Here is a 15,105-nt window from a genome sequence, read left to right as displayed (position 1 = left end):
TTGTGTCCTTCCTCCTGCCTCACCTGCAAATGATCCCTCCAATTTTCCAGAGATCGTTCTTGTGCTTCATGGTCGTCTTGCTCAATAGTATTGAGCAACGAGATGCATCGGCGGAGGTGCAGATTCACCCTGAACAGATCGTGTTGGAAACTCCAGAGGCTTCTCAACAGGTTCTAGTGACCAATGTCGTCTCAAAAGTGAAGTCGCATGATTTAACTCGCAACGTCAGTTATGAAATTGTCCCGGCAGGTCTCGCGACTGTGAGTGAAAGCGGGCTGGTTCGCCCTGTGATGAATGGTCGCGGCAAACTTGTGGTAAGTGATCAGCATCAAAAATATTCAGTCCCGCTTGAGATCAAGAGCTTGGCCTCCCCACGGCCTGTTTCCTTTCAGAACGAAATCATCCCGATCCTGACGAAAGCAAGTTGCAATTCCGGCGGATGTCATGGAAAAGCTGAGGGGCAAAATGGTTTTCAGTTGAGCATTTTCGGATTCGATGCCAATGCGGATTACCAGGCGATTGCGTTGGCGAGTCGAGGTCGCAGAATTTCACTGACTCGCCCTGAGCAGAGCCTATTGTTTCTGAAAGGGTCGGCAAGGACTCCACATGGTGGTGGGCAAAAAATTGATCCGGAGAGTGATCGAGACCGACGTTTATTACGATGGATTTCTGAAGGAGCGAAGTTTGAAACCGAAGCTGACAACGACGGTCAAATTGTTGGAATCGAAATTGAACCGACTCAACAAACTTTGCTTGCTGGAGAATCTCAGCAAATTCGGGTGACAGCAATTGATGCTTCGGGGCGACGCCGCTGCGTGACGAGCGAAGCAGAATACGAATCGAATGCTGAATCTCTCACCGAAGTCAGTTTGTCGGGGCTTGTGCAAGCCAACAGGCTTCCCGGTGAAGCTGCGATTCTGGTCCGATATCTGGAACATGTGACCATCTGCCGAATTACGATGCCTCAACCAGAGATCGAATTTGAGCGCCCACCAGAAAACAACTTCATTGACCACCTGGCGTGGGACAAGCTCGAAAAATTAGGCATCGAACCGAGTGATCTCTCTGATGATGCGACGTTCTTACGTCGCGTGTTCCTCGACACAATCGGAACATTACCAACAGCTGATGAGGCACGCCAATTTCTCTCCAGTTCAGATTCAAATAAGCGTGCAAAGCTAATTGACGAACTTTTGGAACGAGACGAATACGCTGACTACTCTACGATGCGATGGCTCGACATCCTTCGCGCGGATCAGTTGAAAATTTCTCCTCAAGGAACTGTAGCAATGCAACGTTGGTTGCAGCGACATTTCGCAGAGAATCGACCATTTGATCAACTCGCCACTGATCTGTTGACCGTGCAGGGGAACACGTCCGCTGAAGGGCCTGGATCGTTCTACAAGATTCTCGACACCCCCGAAGAAGCAGCCCGCTCAATCAGTCAATTGCTCCTCGGCGTGCGCATCGAATGTGCGCAATGTCATCATCATCCTTCTGAACGTTGGAGTCAGGCTGACTATGTCGGTCTGGCAGGTTTTTTCACGGGATTGAAACTCAAAAAGCTTCCAAATGGCGAGCAATCTCTCGTGTCGTTCGGAGGGAAAGACCTCCCACATCCTCGCACCGGAGAATTAGTTCCCGCCAGAGCATTGGGAGCCGAACCTGCTGATTTTTCAAACGTCAATGATCGCCGCCATGAACTGGCTGAGTGGATGACTGCTGATGAGAACCCTTTCTTTGCCAAGGCAATTGCCAATCGGTTGTGGTCCCATTATTTCGCTCGCGGTTTGGTCGAGCCAATTGACGATATGCGAGAAACCAATCCGGCGACGAACGAACCGCTCTTGCAAGCACTTGCTGAACATTTGCGTGAGTCTGACTACGATCTAAAAGCCTTCACGAGAACGTTGCTCAATTCTCGTTTGTACCAGTTAAGTTCAGCGACGAAACCATCAAACGAAAACGATCTTCAGAACTTCTCTCACGCGACATACAAAACGCTTCCGGCAGAGGTGTTGCTCGACGCGATCTGCCAAAGTACCGGTGTCAACGAGAAGTACAACGGCTGGCCCGACGGGTATCGAGCGATTCAAATTTGGGACAATCGGATGCCGTCCTATTTCTTCCGTATCTTTGGGAGGCCAGTACGAGCGACCGTTTGTGAATGCGAACGGAGTAATCAGCCGAGTATTTCACAGGCGATGCACTTACTCAACTCGCCGGAAATCGCGGAGAAAATTCGCCATCGTCACGGAACAGCACGACGTCTGGCGGGGAAATTCTCACCGAATGAAATTGTCGACGAATTGTACCTCAGGACTCTTTCCCGTTTTCCGACAGACGAGGAAAGAAATCTGATGCGACAAGCATTTGAAGAATCAAATAACGACCATTTTGCAGCGACTGAAGACGTTCTTTGGGCGTTGCTCAACTCGAAAGAATTTGTGTTCAATCATTAACGTGTTGAATGATTGACGGTCAGCACAATTCTGCGATTGAGTTTGTGAATATTTATCACAAGGATCGAGCACAAGGATCGAAAATGTTTAGAATTTCGCTCGGCAGCCGAAGCAATTCAATGTGCAACGGAATTTCACGACGTCATCTTTTGCGTCTTGGGACATCTGGTTTAATTGGTGGGCTGACTCTTCCTCGCTTGCTCGAGTTGCAAGCCAAAGCAGCTTCGCCGAAATCAGCAAAAGCCAAGTCGTGTATTTTTCTGTTTCTTGAAGGGGGGCCACCGCATCAGGATATGTGGGATCCCAAACCTCATGCACCGGTCGAAATTCGTGGTCCTTTTAGCCCGATCCCAACAAATGTTACGGGAACATTCGTCACGGATCAGTTGCCATTGTGTGCGAAAGTTGCTGACAAATACACGATTATTCGCAGCCACAGTCATCGTGTGAATGGGCACACGACCGGTTATCATTATGTCATGACGGGTCGAAAGCCAACCTTCGCTGATGGTGACAATCCAATCCCGAATAACGATTTCTTCCCATCTCTCGGCTCTGTCGTCTCTCGTGAATGTGGTCCACGTGGTGCGCTTCCCGCCTATATGAATTTGCCACACCCCATGGCTGCCGGAGGTCCAGGGTTTTATGGAGCTGAACATGCTCCATTTGTCATTGAAGCTGATCCCACACAGCCTGATTTTGAAGTCAAAGACCTCCGCCCGCCGGATGGCCTGACGCAACAGCGTCTTGACGTACGGAAAAAACTTCTGGCTGGAATCGACAGCATCGAACGAGAACGGACTCGCGGGCAAGCCAAAGTGATGTCCACCTATTACAACAAGGCTTACGATTTAATTGCGTCACCCGAAGCAAAAAAAGCCTTTGACATTCACGCAGAACCAGACTCGGTCCGCGATGCTTACGGTCGCACTCAGCTTGGTCAATGCACACTCTTGGCGAGACGGCTCGTCGAGGGTGGTTGTCGGTTTGTAGGTGTTGACGCACCCGGTTGGGACGTTCACTTCAATTGTTTTCCCAGCCTGCAAACAGATCTCATTCCTTATGCCGATAGAGCGTTCAGCACACTTGTGGCTGACCTGGAAGAGCGAGGGTTGCTCGACGAAACTCTCGTCGTGATGATGGGCGAGATGGGACGAACGCCCCGAGTCAATGCGAGGGCAGGGCGAGATCACTGGTCGATGGCACAAACGATTATTCTCGCCGGCGGCGGAATCAAACCGGGACAGGTCATAGGGGCAACTGATAAGCACGCAGCTGAACCGACCACCGAGCCAGTTGGTGTCAACGATTTACTGTTTACGATTTCAAGACTGATGGGGATCGATCCCACAAAAACGTATCTCGGCCCCTTAGGGCGTCCCGTCCCAATCGTTGATGGCGGGAAGATGATCCCGGGGTTGGTCTAACGCAGTTTTGATAAAGAAGTCCGCGAACAGTCTCGTGGAAATAAGCGATTCGTGACATGAAAAGCATTCTTCACGGACGCAAGAAACACGAAAGTGTACAGTCGCAGTTTTGAAAAGAAGTACGCGAACGGTCTCGTGGAAATAAGCGATTCATGGCATGAAAAGCATACTTCACGGACACAAGAAACACGAAAGTGTTCTAACGTAGTTTTGATAAAGAAGTCCGCGAACAGTCTCGTGGAGATAAGCGATTCATGACATGAAAAGCATACTTCACGGACACAAAAAAACACGAAAGTGTTCTGGATGAAAATGCAAGTTCTATTTTGTGTTCAAAAGCTGATCGCCGCATCACTACTGGTTCTCTTGATGACAGCGAGAGTCCACGCTCAGACTCCGCCCGCTATCGGCTATATGTATCCACCAGGAGGGCCATCGGGGACCACGACCGAGGTTGTTTTGGGAGGCTATGACTGGACGCCGGACATGGAAGTTTTTGTCCACGACCATCGAATCAAGCTGGAGATCATTGCTCCAGCTGGGCCTGTGATCGTTCCTGAGCCGCCCTACTGGTTTGGGAAAAAGTCACGACGAGCACCTTTTTTACTGCCACGTGAAGCCCGCGCAAGATTGACAATTCCAGCTGATGTTCCACCAGGAGTTGTTCGGTGGCAAGCTGCCAATGCAAATGGAGCAACCGCAACTGGACAGTTTATGGTGGGAAGTGGAGACGAGGAAATCGAAGATGCAGATCGCTCGACCGCGCAAACTCTGGCGAAGTTGCCGGTCACCGTTTCTGGTCAAATCCGAAAGGTCGAAGAGGTCGACTGCTATCAATTCATAGCGACGAAGTCTGGGCCTGTCTCTTGCTCTCTGGTTGCTCAAGGTCTTGGCTCTCCTCTGAATGCCGCAATGGAAGTCTTTGACTCAAGTGGCACTAAAATTTCCAGCACGTTTGACACTGCCGGGAACGATACGGCTGTGACATTTCTTGCTCAGAAAGACCAATCCTTCACGATCAAGATTTACGACATCGATTTTCGTGGTAATCGGTCGTTTGTGTATCGCATGCATCTTTCTGAAACACCGCGTGTGGTGGCTGCGATACCTTCGGCGGGGCAACGAGGGACTACTCAGGAAGTTGAATTTATCGGATATGGAATTGCCAGCGGGGAAGCGAATCTGGAATCTGTGACGCGTCAAGTTTCCTTTCCCGCAACTGATTCACAAAGTTCATTTTCGTATCAGCTTGAGACACCTTACGGGACTGCCTCTGATTTTACGCTGTTCCTCAGCGAATTCCCTGAATCAATAGAGACTGCAGAGGCGGTTCAAAAAATTTCCTCTCCCGGTTCCGCGACTGGAGTGCTCGACAAGAAATTTGAAGAAGACGAATATCAAATCTCGGGGGGGAAGGGAGATACCTGGACCATTCGGGCGATCGCTCAAGAAATCGGTTCTCCTCTAGACGTTGCGCTCTCAGTTGCAGATAAAGATGGGAAGGAGCTTGCTCGCAACGATGACGCCTTGAATACGACCGATGCTCTTTTGCACTTTACCGTTCCAGCTGACGGCGACTACCAGATTCGCGTCGCCGATTTCTCTGGACAAAGTGGCCGTCGTGACGCGGTTTATCGGTTGCTCGTTCAGCCAACTCAGCCAGGTTTTTCTTTCATCGTCCCGGAGCGGATCAATGCATCGCTGGGAGAGAAAACAAAACTCGCACTCAAAGTGATTCGGAATCCCGGTTTCAAACAGCCGATTTCCGTTTCCTTTTCGAACCTTGCGGATGGTGTCACCGTTCCCAAAGACCTGGAGATTCCAGCTGGGAAATCTGCTCTCTCCGTTGAAATCGATATTGCTGCCGATGCCGCGGTAACAGGTCGTTTGGTGACGATCAACGGTCTCGCGATGCTCAATGACAAGGAGACCGTTCAGCAAGCTTCGAGCCCAATCCTGATCGCAACAACAATTAAGCCTCCCTACTCAATCGATGCAGAAGGGAAGGATGATGTCACCAAATGGCCGCGCGGAACAACGTTTCCAGCTCCAGTTTTGATTGAGCGCGAGCCCGGATTCGATGAGGTGATACGATTGGAAATGGCAGCGAAGCAAGGTCGACATCGACAAGGTATTCGCGGTCCGGAACTGGACGTCCCTGCAGGAATCGAACGCATTCTCTATCCGGTCTATTTGCCTGAATGGTTGGAGACAACGCGGACCTCACGAATGGTCGTCAACGGAGTGGCAAAGGTTCGTGACCCTCAAGGAAACATTCGGTACTCGCTCACCCGGCAGAAAACTCGCATGGGATTTTTGCCAACAGGCGCTCTGCTCAAAGTCTCAGCAGACCAGGAGGAATTCGAAGTTGCTTCCGGTGAAACGTTCAGTGTCCCAATTACAATTCGACGGTCTCAACAATTACAGGAACCGATCCTTGTAGAGATTGTTTCGAAAGACAACAACTTTTCTGCTCAACCATTGACCGTTTCATCCAAAGAACAACATGTTCAGCTACCAGTTTTGATCAAGTCTCACAACGCTGCTTATCATGAAAGTGATCTCACGATCCGGACAACAGTGATGCAATCAGGAAAATATCCGGTCATTTCGGAAACAACAGTGATCATCACTTCCACAAACGTTGCACTGACCGATGATAGAGGTAAGTAGAACTGATCCCGATAGCTGAATTCGCCCCCTCAAACATTGAGGAAAGAGTAGACTTCACAAGTTTCGGGTTGCTTCTCTTAGCAACTTAAGTTCTGGACATGAATCGCAACGCAGGTGATGGTCTCTTGAGAGATCTATTTTCTGACGTATCATGTCAAAAACAGAGAGAGGAAAACGAGGTACGGAATGCTGATGTTTTACAGGTTCAATCGGTTCACGCTCAGCATGTTCGCACAGGCATCCAGGCTGCTAATTCTTCTGACAATGATACTGACAGTCATGCTGGTGGGGCCAATTTTATGTGCCGCCGAGTTGTCAGCAGCCCCTGTGATTTTTGAGCGTGATGTTGCTCCGATTCTGGAGAATCATTGCCTCCGTTGTCACAACAAAAGAGACCACCGTGGAGGACTCTCGCTCCAGTCCCGCGAAGCAGCTTTCCAGGGGGGAGAGAGTGGCGCAACAATTGAACCGGGAGACATCAGCTCCAGCTATTTAATCGATTTGATCACGCCGTACGACGGCGTTGCGGAGATGCCTCAAGAGTCGGCACCGTTAAGCGAAAAGGAAATTTCAATCCTTCGACGGTGGATCGATGAAGGAGCGAAATGGCCGGAGAACGTCGAACTCGAACTTCCATCGCTCTGGTCACTAGAACCACTTGAACATCCATCGCCGCCAGAAATTGCAAGAGCTCCTGAAGACTTTCCAGTTCGAAATCCGATCGATGCGTTCATCGCCGCTCGGCATCAGGATGCCAATTTGAAACCGGCTCCGACTGCAGATCGACACACTCTCGTTCGACGCTTGTCATTGGATTTAATCGGATTGCCACCCTCTCACGAGCAGGTTGAGAGCTTTGTGAATGATGCCTCGCCGGATGCCTACGAGAAGTTGGTGGATGAATTTTTAGAGTCGCCGCACTTTGGTGAACACTGGGGGCGTCACTGGCTTGACCTCGCTCGTTACGCAGACAGTGAAGGATACCTTGGAGACAGTGAGCGGCCGCATGCCTGGGTCTATCGTGAATGGGTGATTAACGCCATCAACGACGATCTTCCGTTTGACCAGTTCTCCATAGAGCAACTGGCTGGCGATTTACTGGAGAATCCAACTCTCGAACAAAAAATTGCGACTGGTTTTCACCGGAACACACTCCGCAATACTGAAGCGGGAGTTGATCTGGAGTTGTACCGCACAAAAGAAATTATCGATCGAGTCAACACCACCGGGATGGTCTGGCTCGGACTGACGTTCGGCTGCGCGGAATGTCACGATCATAAACATGACCCTGTCAGTCAGAAAGAATTCTATCAGCTGTACGCATTCTTCAATAACGCCGATGAAATAGGTGTCACAGCAACACAGCCTTGGGAAATTGCGGAATACGAAGAGAATCTGAAAAGTTGGCAACCCGGTTGGGACGAACTGACAACTGAATTGGTCTCATTCGAAAAAGAGGGGCTCACCGAAGAGCAACGCGACGAGGTCAAGCAGATTTTCAAAAAATATAAGAAGTCAACGGACTTGAAAAAGTTGGAGAGTTTTTACCGAACCGATGAGACAGCCTGGAAGGCTTTCGAAAAGCGACTGGCGAGGCAACTTGGCAAGCGGCCTTCAAAGCCATCGACCAAAGCTCGAGCATTTACGGAACGGAAAAAAGATCGACGGGAAACCTTCGTGCATATTCGCGGTGTTTATAATCGCCCCGGAGAGAAAGTTGATCTGGATACCCCTGAAGCCCTTCCTCGATTAAGAGCACGAGCAGAGACTCCTGATCGACTGGATTTAGCACGTTGGCTTTTTCACGAAGAGAATCCGCTGACTGCTAGGGTCGCGGTGAACAGGATCTGGCAGCAATTATTCGGTGTTGGAATCGTTTCGACTCCGGGAGACTTCGGAAACAAAGGGGCTCCTCCGACTCATCCACTATTGCTCGATTGGCTGGCGAGTGAGTATCGAACTCGTGGCTGGAGTCGCAAAGAGATGATTCGGCTCATCGTCAACTCTTCAACCTACCGAATGTCCTCAGGATTCAATTCGGTCCCCGAGCAAAGCGAACTCAGTAACCAACTTCTTTGGCGACAAAACAGTTTTCGAGTCACTGCAGAAACGGTGCGTGATCTGCACCTCACTGCGAGTGGATTGCTGGACCGCACAATTGGTCGCAAAGGAATTCGTCCGCCGCTTCCGGACTTCGTGACAGAAGTCGGGCGTAGCGTCAAATGGCCCGTCAGTCAGGGAACCGAACGCTATCGTCGTGGGATGTATATCTTTTTCAAACGGACAGTTCCTTATCCGATGTTGATGACATTCGATGCATCCGATTCGGCGACTTCATGCAGTCGTCGAGAACGATCGAACACGCCGCTCCAGGCTCTCACCCTCTTAAACGACCCGGTCTTCTACGAGTGTGCTGAGGTTCTGGGAGAGGAGATGGCTGAGGAAAATCAGGACTCTCCAGATTTGGCGATTCGCGAGATTTTTCTGCGATGCCTCGGAAGACCTCCGCGTGATGCGGAATTCAAATATCTTCTCGCTGCGTATCACGACTTGATGCTCATTGATTCTCCATCCAATGATTCGGAAGAATCTGTTCGTCACAATGCGATGACTGGCATTGCAAGAATCGTGATGAACCTCGATGAATTCATCACACGCAACTGAGACAATTCGCCTTCACCAAAGGTATTCTTGACATGACAACCCCCACCGCAAGGCTTTTCAATCAACAGCGCCGAGACTTCTTCACTTCATCAGCCAGCGGTCTCGGAATGTTGGGGCTCGCGTCGCTTCTCAATGAAGATGGCCTGCTCGCAGGAGACTCTGCGCACCCACTCACTCACTTCGCCCCGACTGCGAAACGCTGCATCTGCCTGTTTATGGAAGGTGGTCCAAGCCAAATGGACCTCTTCGACCCCAAGCCTCGCCTGAATGAGCTTGATGGGCAGCCGATGCCGGAGTCGCTGTTGAATGAAATTAAGTTTGCATTCATACAGAAAGAGAGTGCGCGGCTGATGGGGAGTCCGCGAAAATTTCAAAAGTACGGCGAGTGTGGAATGGACCTTTCCGATCTTCTGCCGCACCTGAGTACCTGTGTGGACGATATCGCTTTAGTCCGTTCCATGCATGGCGAGCAGTTCAACCACCTTCCGGGGCAACTCATGATGCTCACCGGATCGCCCTTGCAAGGCTGGCCCTCTCTTGGCTCTTGGTTGACATACGGGCTGGGGAGTGAATCGAACAATTTGCCCAGCTATGTCGTCATGACGACATTGGGAAGAGGCCTCCCCGGTGGAGCAAATAGTTGGTCGAGTGGTTTTTTGCCTTCGCAATACTCCGGGACTCCGTTTCGCAATCAAGGGAGCCCAGTTTTAAACCTGGAGAATCCGCAAGGTGTCTCGCGAGAATTTCAAAAACGGAGTTTGCAGACGATCAACGAGTTGAATCAGCTGCGGTATGAGGAAATACGAAATCCAGAAGTCGCCAGCCGAATTGAAGCATACGAATTGGCTTTTCGGATGCAGCAAACGGCCCCCAGCCTGATTGACTTATCAGGTGAGTCCAAAGCGACTCTCGAAGCGTACGGACTTGATCGCCCCGACAATGAGAAGGGATCAACCGCAGGTTTTATGGGGTCCTACGCTCGAAATTGTTTGCTCGCCAGACGAATGATTGAACGTGGCGTGAGGTTTGTCACGCTCTTCCTTTCGACGTGGGATCATCACAGTAACCTCGATCGTGGACTGGAGCGGTATACCGAAATTTCCGATCAACCAGTCGCAGCTTTATTGAAAGACCTCAAACAGCGTGGCCTGCTTGATGAGACTCTCGTGATTTGGGGAGGTGAGTTTGGTCGTACGCCGCTTGGGGAAAACCGGTCCAACTTCAAGACCGTCACTGGTCGCGATCATCATCCATATTCGTTCAGCATGTGGCTGGCTGGCGGTGGAGTCAAAGGTGGGCAAGTGATTGGCGAGACCGACGATATTGGCTGGGGTGTCGCCGAAGATCCTGTTCACATTCATGATCTCCATGCAACAGTGCTTCATCAGTTTGGGCTCGACCACAAACGGTTGACCTATCGATTTCAGGGACGCGATTTTCGTCTCACAGACGTTGCCGGGAATGTCGTCCCGCAACTGATTTCTGATTCTGTTTAGAACCAGTCCGAAAACCTCTGGAATAGCCGCTTTCCTCAACGTTTGAGAGAGCAATTTCACGTTTCAGGACCAGTTCTAACCTGCATCACTCTTGTCCAATCGAGCTATCCCCCAACTGGGTTTGAGAGCAGAGGGCTCTTCATTATAGTAGTTTCAAGCATCGTCGTCTCTCAGAGACTGTGATGCTTGAATGAACAAAGTGATGAAATCTGCATATCAACAAAACATCCCTCAGAAAGAGCTTCGATGAGAGAATTGCATCTTCGTGTTTTGAGAAGTCATCCTGTTTTGATTCTCGCAATGCTGGTCTTTGCGACGCTCATTTCAACGCAGCGGACAGCGAATGCCGAGCACGATGGAAAGATTCAGATTCTCTTGCTGGGAGACAGTACCACCGAGGGAAGTATCCCCCGAAAGATTAAACCGGAAGGCCCGCACCTGGAGCAGGTCCTCGAACAACTCCTCGCAGCCGAAGGTGATCTGCCACCGTGTCATGTCATTAACTCGAGCTTGAGTGGTGAATACATTCGTCGCTTATTTGATTCCGGAAGATATCAACGCGATGCAGAAAAGCTTCCGGGGGTGGATTACATCTTTATTCGATATGGACTCAACGATCGTGCTCGACGAGAAAACTTTCCGGAGAACTTCCCCAAGGATTTTCACGAATTACTGAGCAAACTTCGAGAAGATCATCCGCAAGCGGTGTTGATCCCGATGACGGTGATCCCGTTTGCGAATGAGGAAACAAGTAAAGAGATCAATGATCTTGTTCGCCAAGTTGCTGAGAAGGAGAAACTGGAAGTCTTCGACATTTACCCTCGTTATGCTGAGGAATTGACGAAGGGGTACAACATGCTGAATTATCGCCGCTACCCACTTTCTAAGGTTCCCGAAAAGTATCACGCACTTGTGAAGCCGTATGTCGTCGGACCAAGTGTTGTGGTCATGGCAAACGAACTCGACGGTATCCTCGGACACCTTCCCGGCTGGGCAGGAGACCGTCATCCGAATCTTGCTGGTTACAATGTAATTGCTGATGAAACTGCGAAGTATCTAGCTGAAATTATTCGGAAGCGTTACCAGAAGTAGGATAGATCGAATCGCACCTTTCTACTGACTGAAAAGTTCCTCACTCAAAAAATTTGAAGAGTTCGTTATGATTCGTTTTCTTTTATGCTGCGTCACGCTTTCAAATTTCGCAGCGGTTAGCATTGCTCAATCTACTGAGCAGCCAAAGCTCATTGCGTCGATCTCAAAAGAGACGTTGTGGACGAATCGTGATGGAAAAGGGGCGACATGGTTTCATCCACGGGCCTGCATGATGCCGGGGCCTGATGGAAAACCGGTCGCCTTGATGACTCTCCAGGAGATCGGAGGATCAGATTACTTCGGGCAAGTGCATTGGTCGACTTCTTCCGATCTCGGCAAAACGTGGAGCGATCCAGAACCGATCGCAGCGTTAGGTCGAGATCCAATTCCCGGTCGTGCAGATGACTTGAAAGCGGCTGTCTGCGATGTGACACCGCAGTATCATCCGCAGTCGGATTCAATACTTGCGCTGGGGCATGTTGTCTTTTACAAAGGGAAATATTTCGCACGAAAAGAACAGCTTTCGAGATATCCGGTCTATGTCACTCGTGACCAGTCAGGGAAGTGGTCAAAAAGAAAAATCCTGGAATGGGATGACCCTCGCGGTAAAAACATCTACACAAATAATTGTGGGCAACGGGTTGTTTTGCCGAATGGAGATGTGCAGATGTCATTCACATTTGGTCCCGAGTCGGTAAACAGAATGGTTTCCGGGGTTCGCGCGAGTTTTAATGGAGAGGACCTGAAACTTCTGGAAGTTGGTCCTCCATTGGAAAATCGTGTTGGAAGAGGCCTGCTCGAACCGAGTGTGACGGAATTTCAGAATAAGTTTTGGATGACCATTCGAGCGGAAGATGATCAGGGGTATCTCAGTTCCAGCGAAGATGGGATTCACTGGGAAGAGAAGAAAGCGTGGACTTGGGAAGATGGAACACCGCTGAAGATGTCGACAACCCAGCAACATTGGCTCACACACAGCGACGGTCTGTTTCTCGTTTACACACGAGAAGACAAGTCGAACAAAAACGTGATTCGCTGGAGGTCACCATTGTGGGTGGCTCAGGTCGATGTCGAAAAGAGATGCCTGATCAAGTCGACAGAACAAGTTGTGTTGCCGATCGTTGGCGACGGTGTCAACGAACCTGACAAGGTCGCTCTGATGGGGAATTTCAACATCACGCACGCCAGCCCACACGAATCCTGGGTAACCGTCGGAGAATGGATGCCGCGTGATGGTTACAAGGGAGATGTTCTTCTTGCACGTATCAAATGGGCAAAACCGAACAAGCTTCCGCTCTGGTAATCTACAGAACGGTTTGCTGCGACTGAGTCAGGGTAAAAGACTGGATTTACTCCGGACTGGCCTCCACTGATTGGGGCCGTCTCGTAGAAATGTACTCTCCACGTAATGGAGAGCACCCTTCATATGCACGACTATAATCGACGTTGCAGTAGGGATTAACCGTCCTTGCCAGCTTCAAGGATCGAGAGAAATGCTTTTTGTGGGATCTCGACTTCCCCGAATTGTTTCATCCGCTTCTTCCCCTTTTTCTGCTTCTCAAGCAGTTTTCGCTTTCGGGAGATATCACCGCCGTAACATTTGGCGGTCACGTTTTTGCGGAGGGCTGAGATCGTTTCGCGGGCGATCACGCGAGAACCAATAGCTGCCTGAAGGGCGACCTCGAACTGGTGTTTGTGAATTTCTTCTTTAAGTTTTTTGACCAATGCACGGCCACGGCGTTCGGAACTGTCGCGGTGGACAATGGTCGCGAGTGCTTCAACGAGGGTTCCCTTCACAAGGATGTCGAGCTTGACTAAGTCTGCGGGACGGAAACCGATCACTTCGTAATCCATTGTGCCGTATCCACGCGTGATCGACTTCAACTTGTCGTGCATGTCGTAGATGATTTCCGCAAGGGGCAGTTCATAAACAAGCTGAGCGCGATCGGTACCGAGGAATTCAGTATTAAAGTAAATTCCTCGACGGTCAGCACAGAGTTGCATGACCGCGCCGATTTTGTCTGCCGGGAGGATAAAGGTCACTTTTGCGATTGGTTCACGAAATTCGTCGATGTTTCCAGACTCGGGAACATCAGCAGGGTTGTCCAGCTTGATGACTTCCCCGGAATTTAATTTGAGTTCATAGGTGACGTTCGGGGCTGTTTGAATCAGACCGACATCAGCTTCCTGTTCGAGTCGCTGTTGAATGATCTCCATGTGGAGCATTCCGAGGAACCCACAGCGAAATCCGAACCCGAGTGCGTCACTTGTTTCTGGAATGAACGAAAAGCTGGCATCATTCAGTGCCATGCGGTCCAGTTCGTAGCGGAGTTTTTCGAAGTCGGTTGCATCGATCGGATACATCCCGCAAAAAACCATTTGCTTAGGTTGTTTATAACCCGGGAGCGCTTCCTCTGCCTGTCTTCCTTGGAGAGTGACCGTATCCCCAACGTGAATATTTCCAAGCTCTTTCTCACCGGCAATGATATATCCTGCCTGGCCTGGACCAAGTGACTGGCAGGCTTCCATGCTCGGTCGAAACTGTCCAATTTCGATCACGTCATGAACTGTTTCTCCACGCATGAAACGGATTCGGTCTTTCGACCGGAGGGTTCCCTCGACAATACGAACATAGGTGACCACTCCACGGTAGTGATCGTATTTACTATCGAAAACAAGCGCTTTTAAGGGAGCTTCTGGATCTCCTTTCGGAGCAGGGATGCGTTTGATAATGGCTTCAATACAGTCTTCGATCCCAATTCCCTGCTTGGCGCTCACTCGGATCGCATCGGATGAATCCAAGCCGATGATGTTCTCAACTTCTTCAAGGACTTCCTCAATACGTGTGACAGGCAGGTCGATTTTGTTGACAACCGGAATGATTTCCAAGTCAGCTTCAATGGCTGCGTACGCATTGGCGACAGTTTGAGCCTGTACGCCTTGGAATGCGTCTACAACGAGCAAAGCACCTTCACAGGCAGCCAAACTTCGTGAGACTTCATAGTGAAAGTCGACATGACCGGGAGTATCAATGAAATTCAGCTGATAGATGTTCCCTTCGTATTCATAATCGATTGCGACGGCCCGCGCCTTGACGGTGATCCCACGGTCTTTCTCGACGTCCAAGTCATCCAAAACCTGTTCGTGGAAATCTCGTTCTGTGATCGCTCCGCTTTTCAACAGCAATTGATCGGATAGCGTACTTTTGCCATGATCGATGTGAGCGATAATTGAAAAGTTGCGAATAAATTCAGGTTTCATGGTGTTCAGTTGGTCAGCAATTTCTTCGGG

At 50.1% G+C, this 15,105-nt stretch carries 8 protein-coding genes; 7 read left to right on the top strand and 1 reads right to left on the bottom strand.

Annotated elements, in window-relative coordinates; all coding sequences use genetic code 11:
• Positions 1-2 precede the first annotated feature (2 nt).
• The 7 genes from Mal48_RS10640 to Mal48_RS10610 all read left to right on the top strand — a co-directional run bounded on the left by Mal48_RS10640 (position 3) and on the right by Mal48_RS10610 (position 13,117).
• A complete protein-coding gene (locus Mal48_RS10640) occupies positions 3-2,462 on the top strand; it encodes a DUF1553 domain-containing protein (RefSeq protein WP_231739985.1) in 2,460 nt (819 codons plus the stop codon).
• An 83-nt stretch (positions 2,463-2,545) separates the two neighbouring features.
• Positions 2,546-3,889 (top strand): DUF1501 domain-containing protein, encoded by a 1,344-nt coding sequence (locus tag Mal48_RS10635; RefSeq protein WP_145198769.1) that lies wholly within the window; start codon positions 2,546-2,548, stop codon positions 3,887-3,889.
• A gap of 306 nt (positions 3,890-4,195) precedes the next feature.
• A complete protein-coding gene (locus tag Mal48_RS10630; protein WP_145198766.1) occupies positions 4,196-6,562 on the top strand; it encodes a PPC domain-containing protein in 2,367 nt (788 codons plus the stop codon).
• A gap of 192 nt (positions 6,563-6,754) precedes the next feature.
• Positions 6,755-9,226, top strand: coding sequence for a PSD1 and planctomycete cytochrome C domain-containing protein (locus tag Mal48_RS10625; RefSeq protein ID WP_197442240.1), 2,472 nt, complete (start codon positions 6,755-6,757; stop codon positions 9,224-9,226).
• Between the two features lie 32 nt (positions 9,227-9,258).
• Complete coding sequence (locus Mal48_RS10620) at positions 9,259-10,722, top strand: DUF1501 domain-containing protein (protein WP_145198760.1); 1,464 nt, start codon at positions 9,259-9,261, stop codon at positions 10,720-10,722.
• A 246-nt stretch (positions 10,723-10,968) separates the two neighbouring features.
• Positions 10,969-11,814 (top strand): SGNH/GDSL hydrolase family protein, encoded by an 846-nt coding sequence (locus Mal48_RS10615; RefSeq protein ID WP_231739984.1) that lies wholly within the window; start codon positions 10,969-10,971, stop codon positions 11,812-11,814.
• 67 nt (positions 11,815-11,881) lie between these two features.
• Positions 11,882-13,117 (top strand): sialidase family protein, encoded by a 1,236-nt coding sequence (locus Mal48_RS10610; protein ID WP_145198758.1) that lies wholly within the window; start codon positions 11,882-11,884, stop codon positions 13,115-13,117.
• Positions 13,118-13,272: 155 nt separating this feature from the next.
• Here the strand turns inward: Mal48_RS10610 and lepA are convergent, their stop codons facing one another.
• Positions 13,273-15,075 (bottom strand): translation elongation factor 4, encoded by a 1,803-nt coding sequence (gene lepA, locus Mal48_RS10605; RefSeq protein WP_145198756.1) that lies wholly within the window; start codon positions 15,073-15,075, stop codon positions 13,273-13,275.
• Positions 15,076-15,105 lie beyond the last annotated feature (30 nt).

Source organism: Thalassoglobus polymorphus (assembly GCF_007744255.1).
In the GTDB taxonomy this organism is placed as follows: Bacteria; Planctomycetota; Planctomycetia; order Planctomycetales; family Planctomycetaceae; genus Thalassoglobus; species Thalassoglobus polymorphus.
The sequence above is the reverse complement of the archived record's forward strand: the minus strand, read 5'-3'. Positions and strand labels throughout refer to the sequence as shown.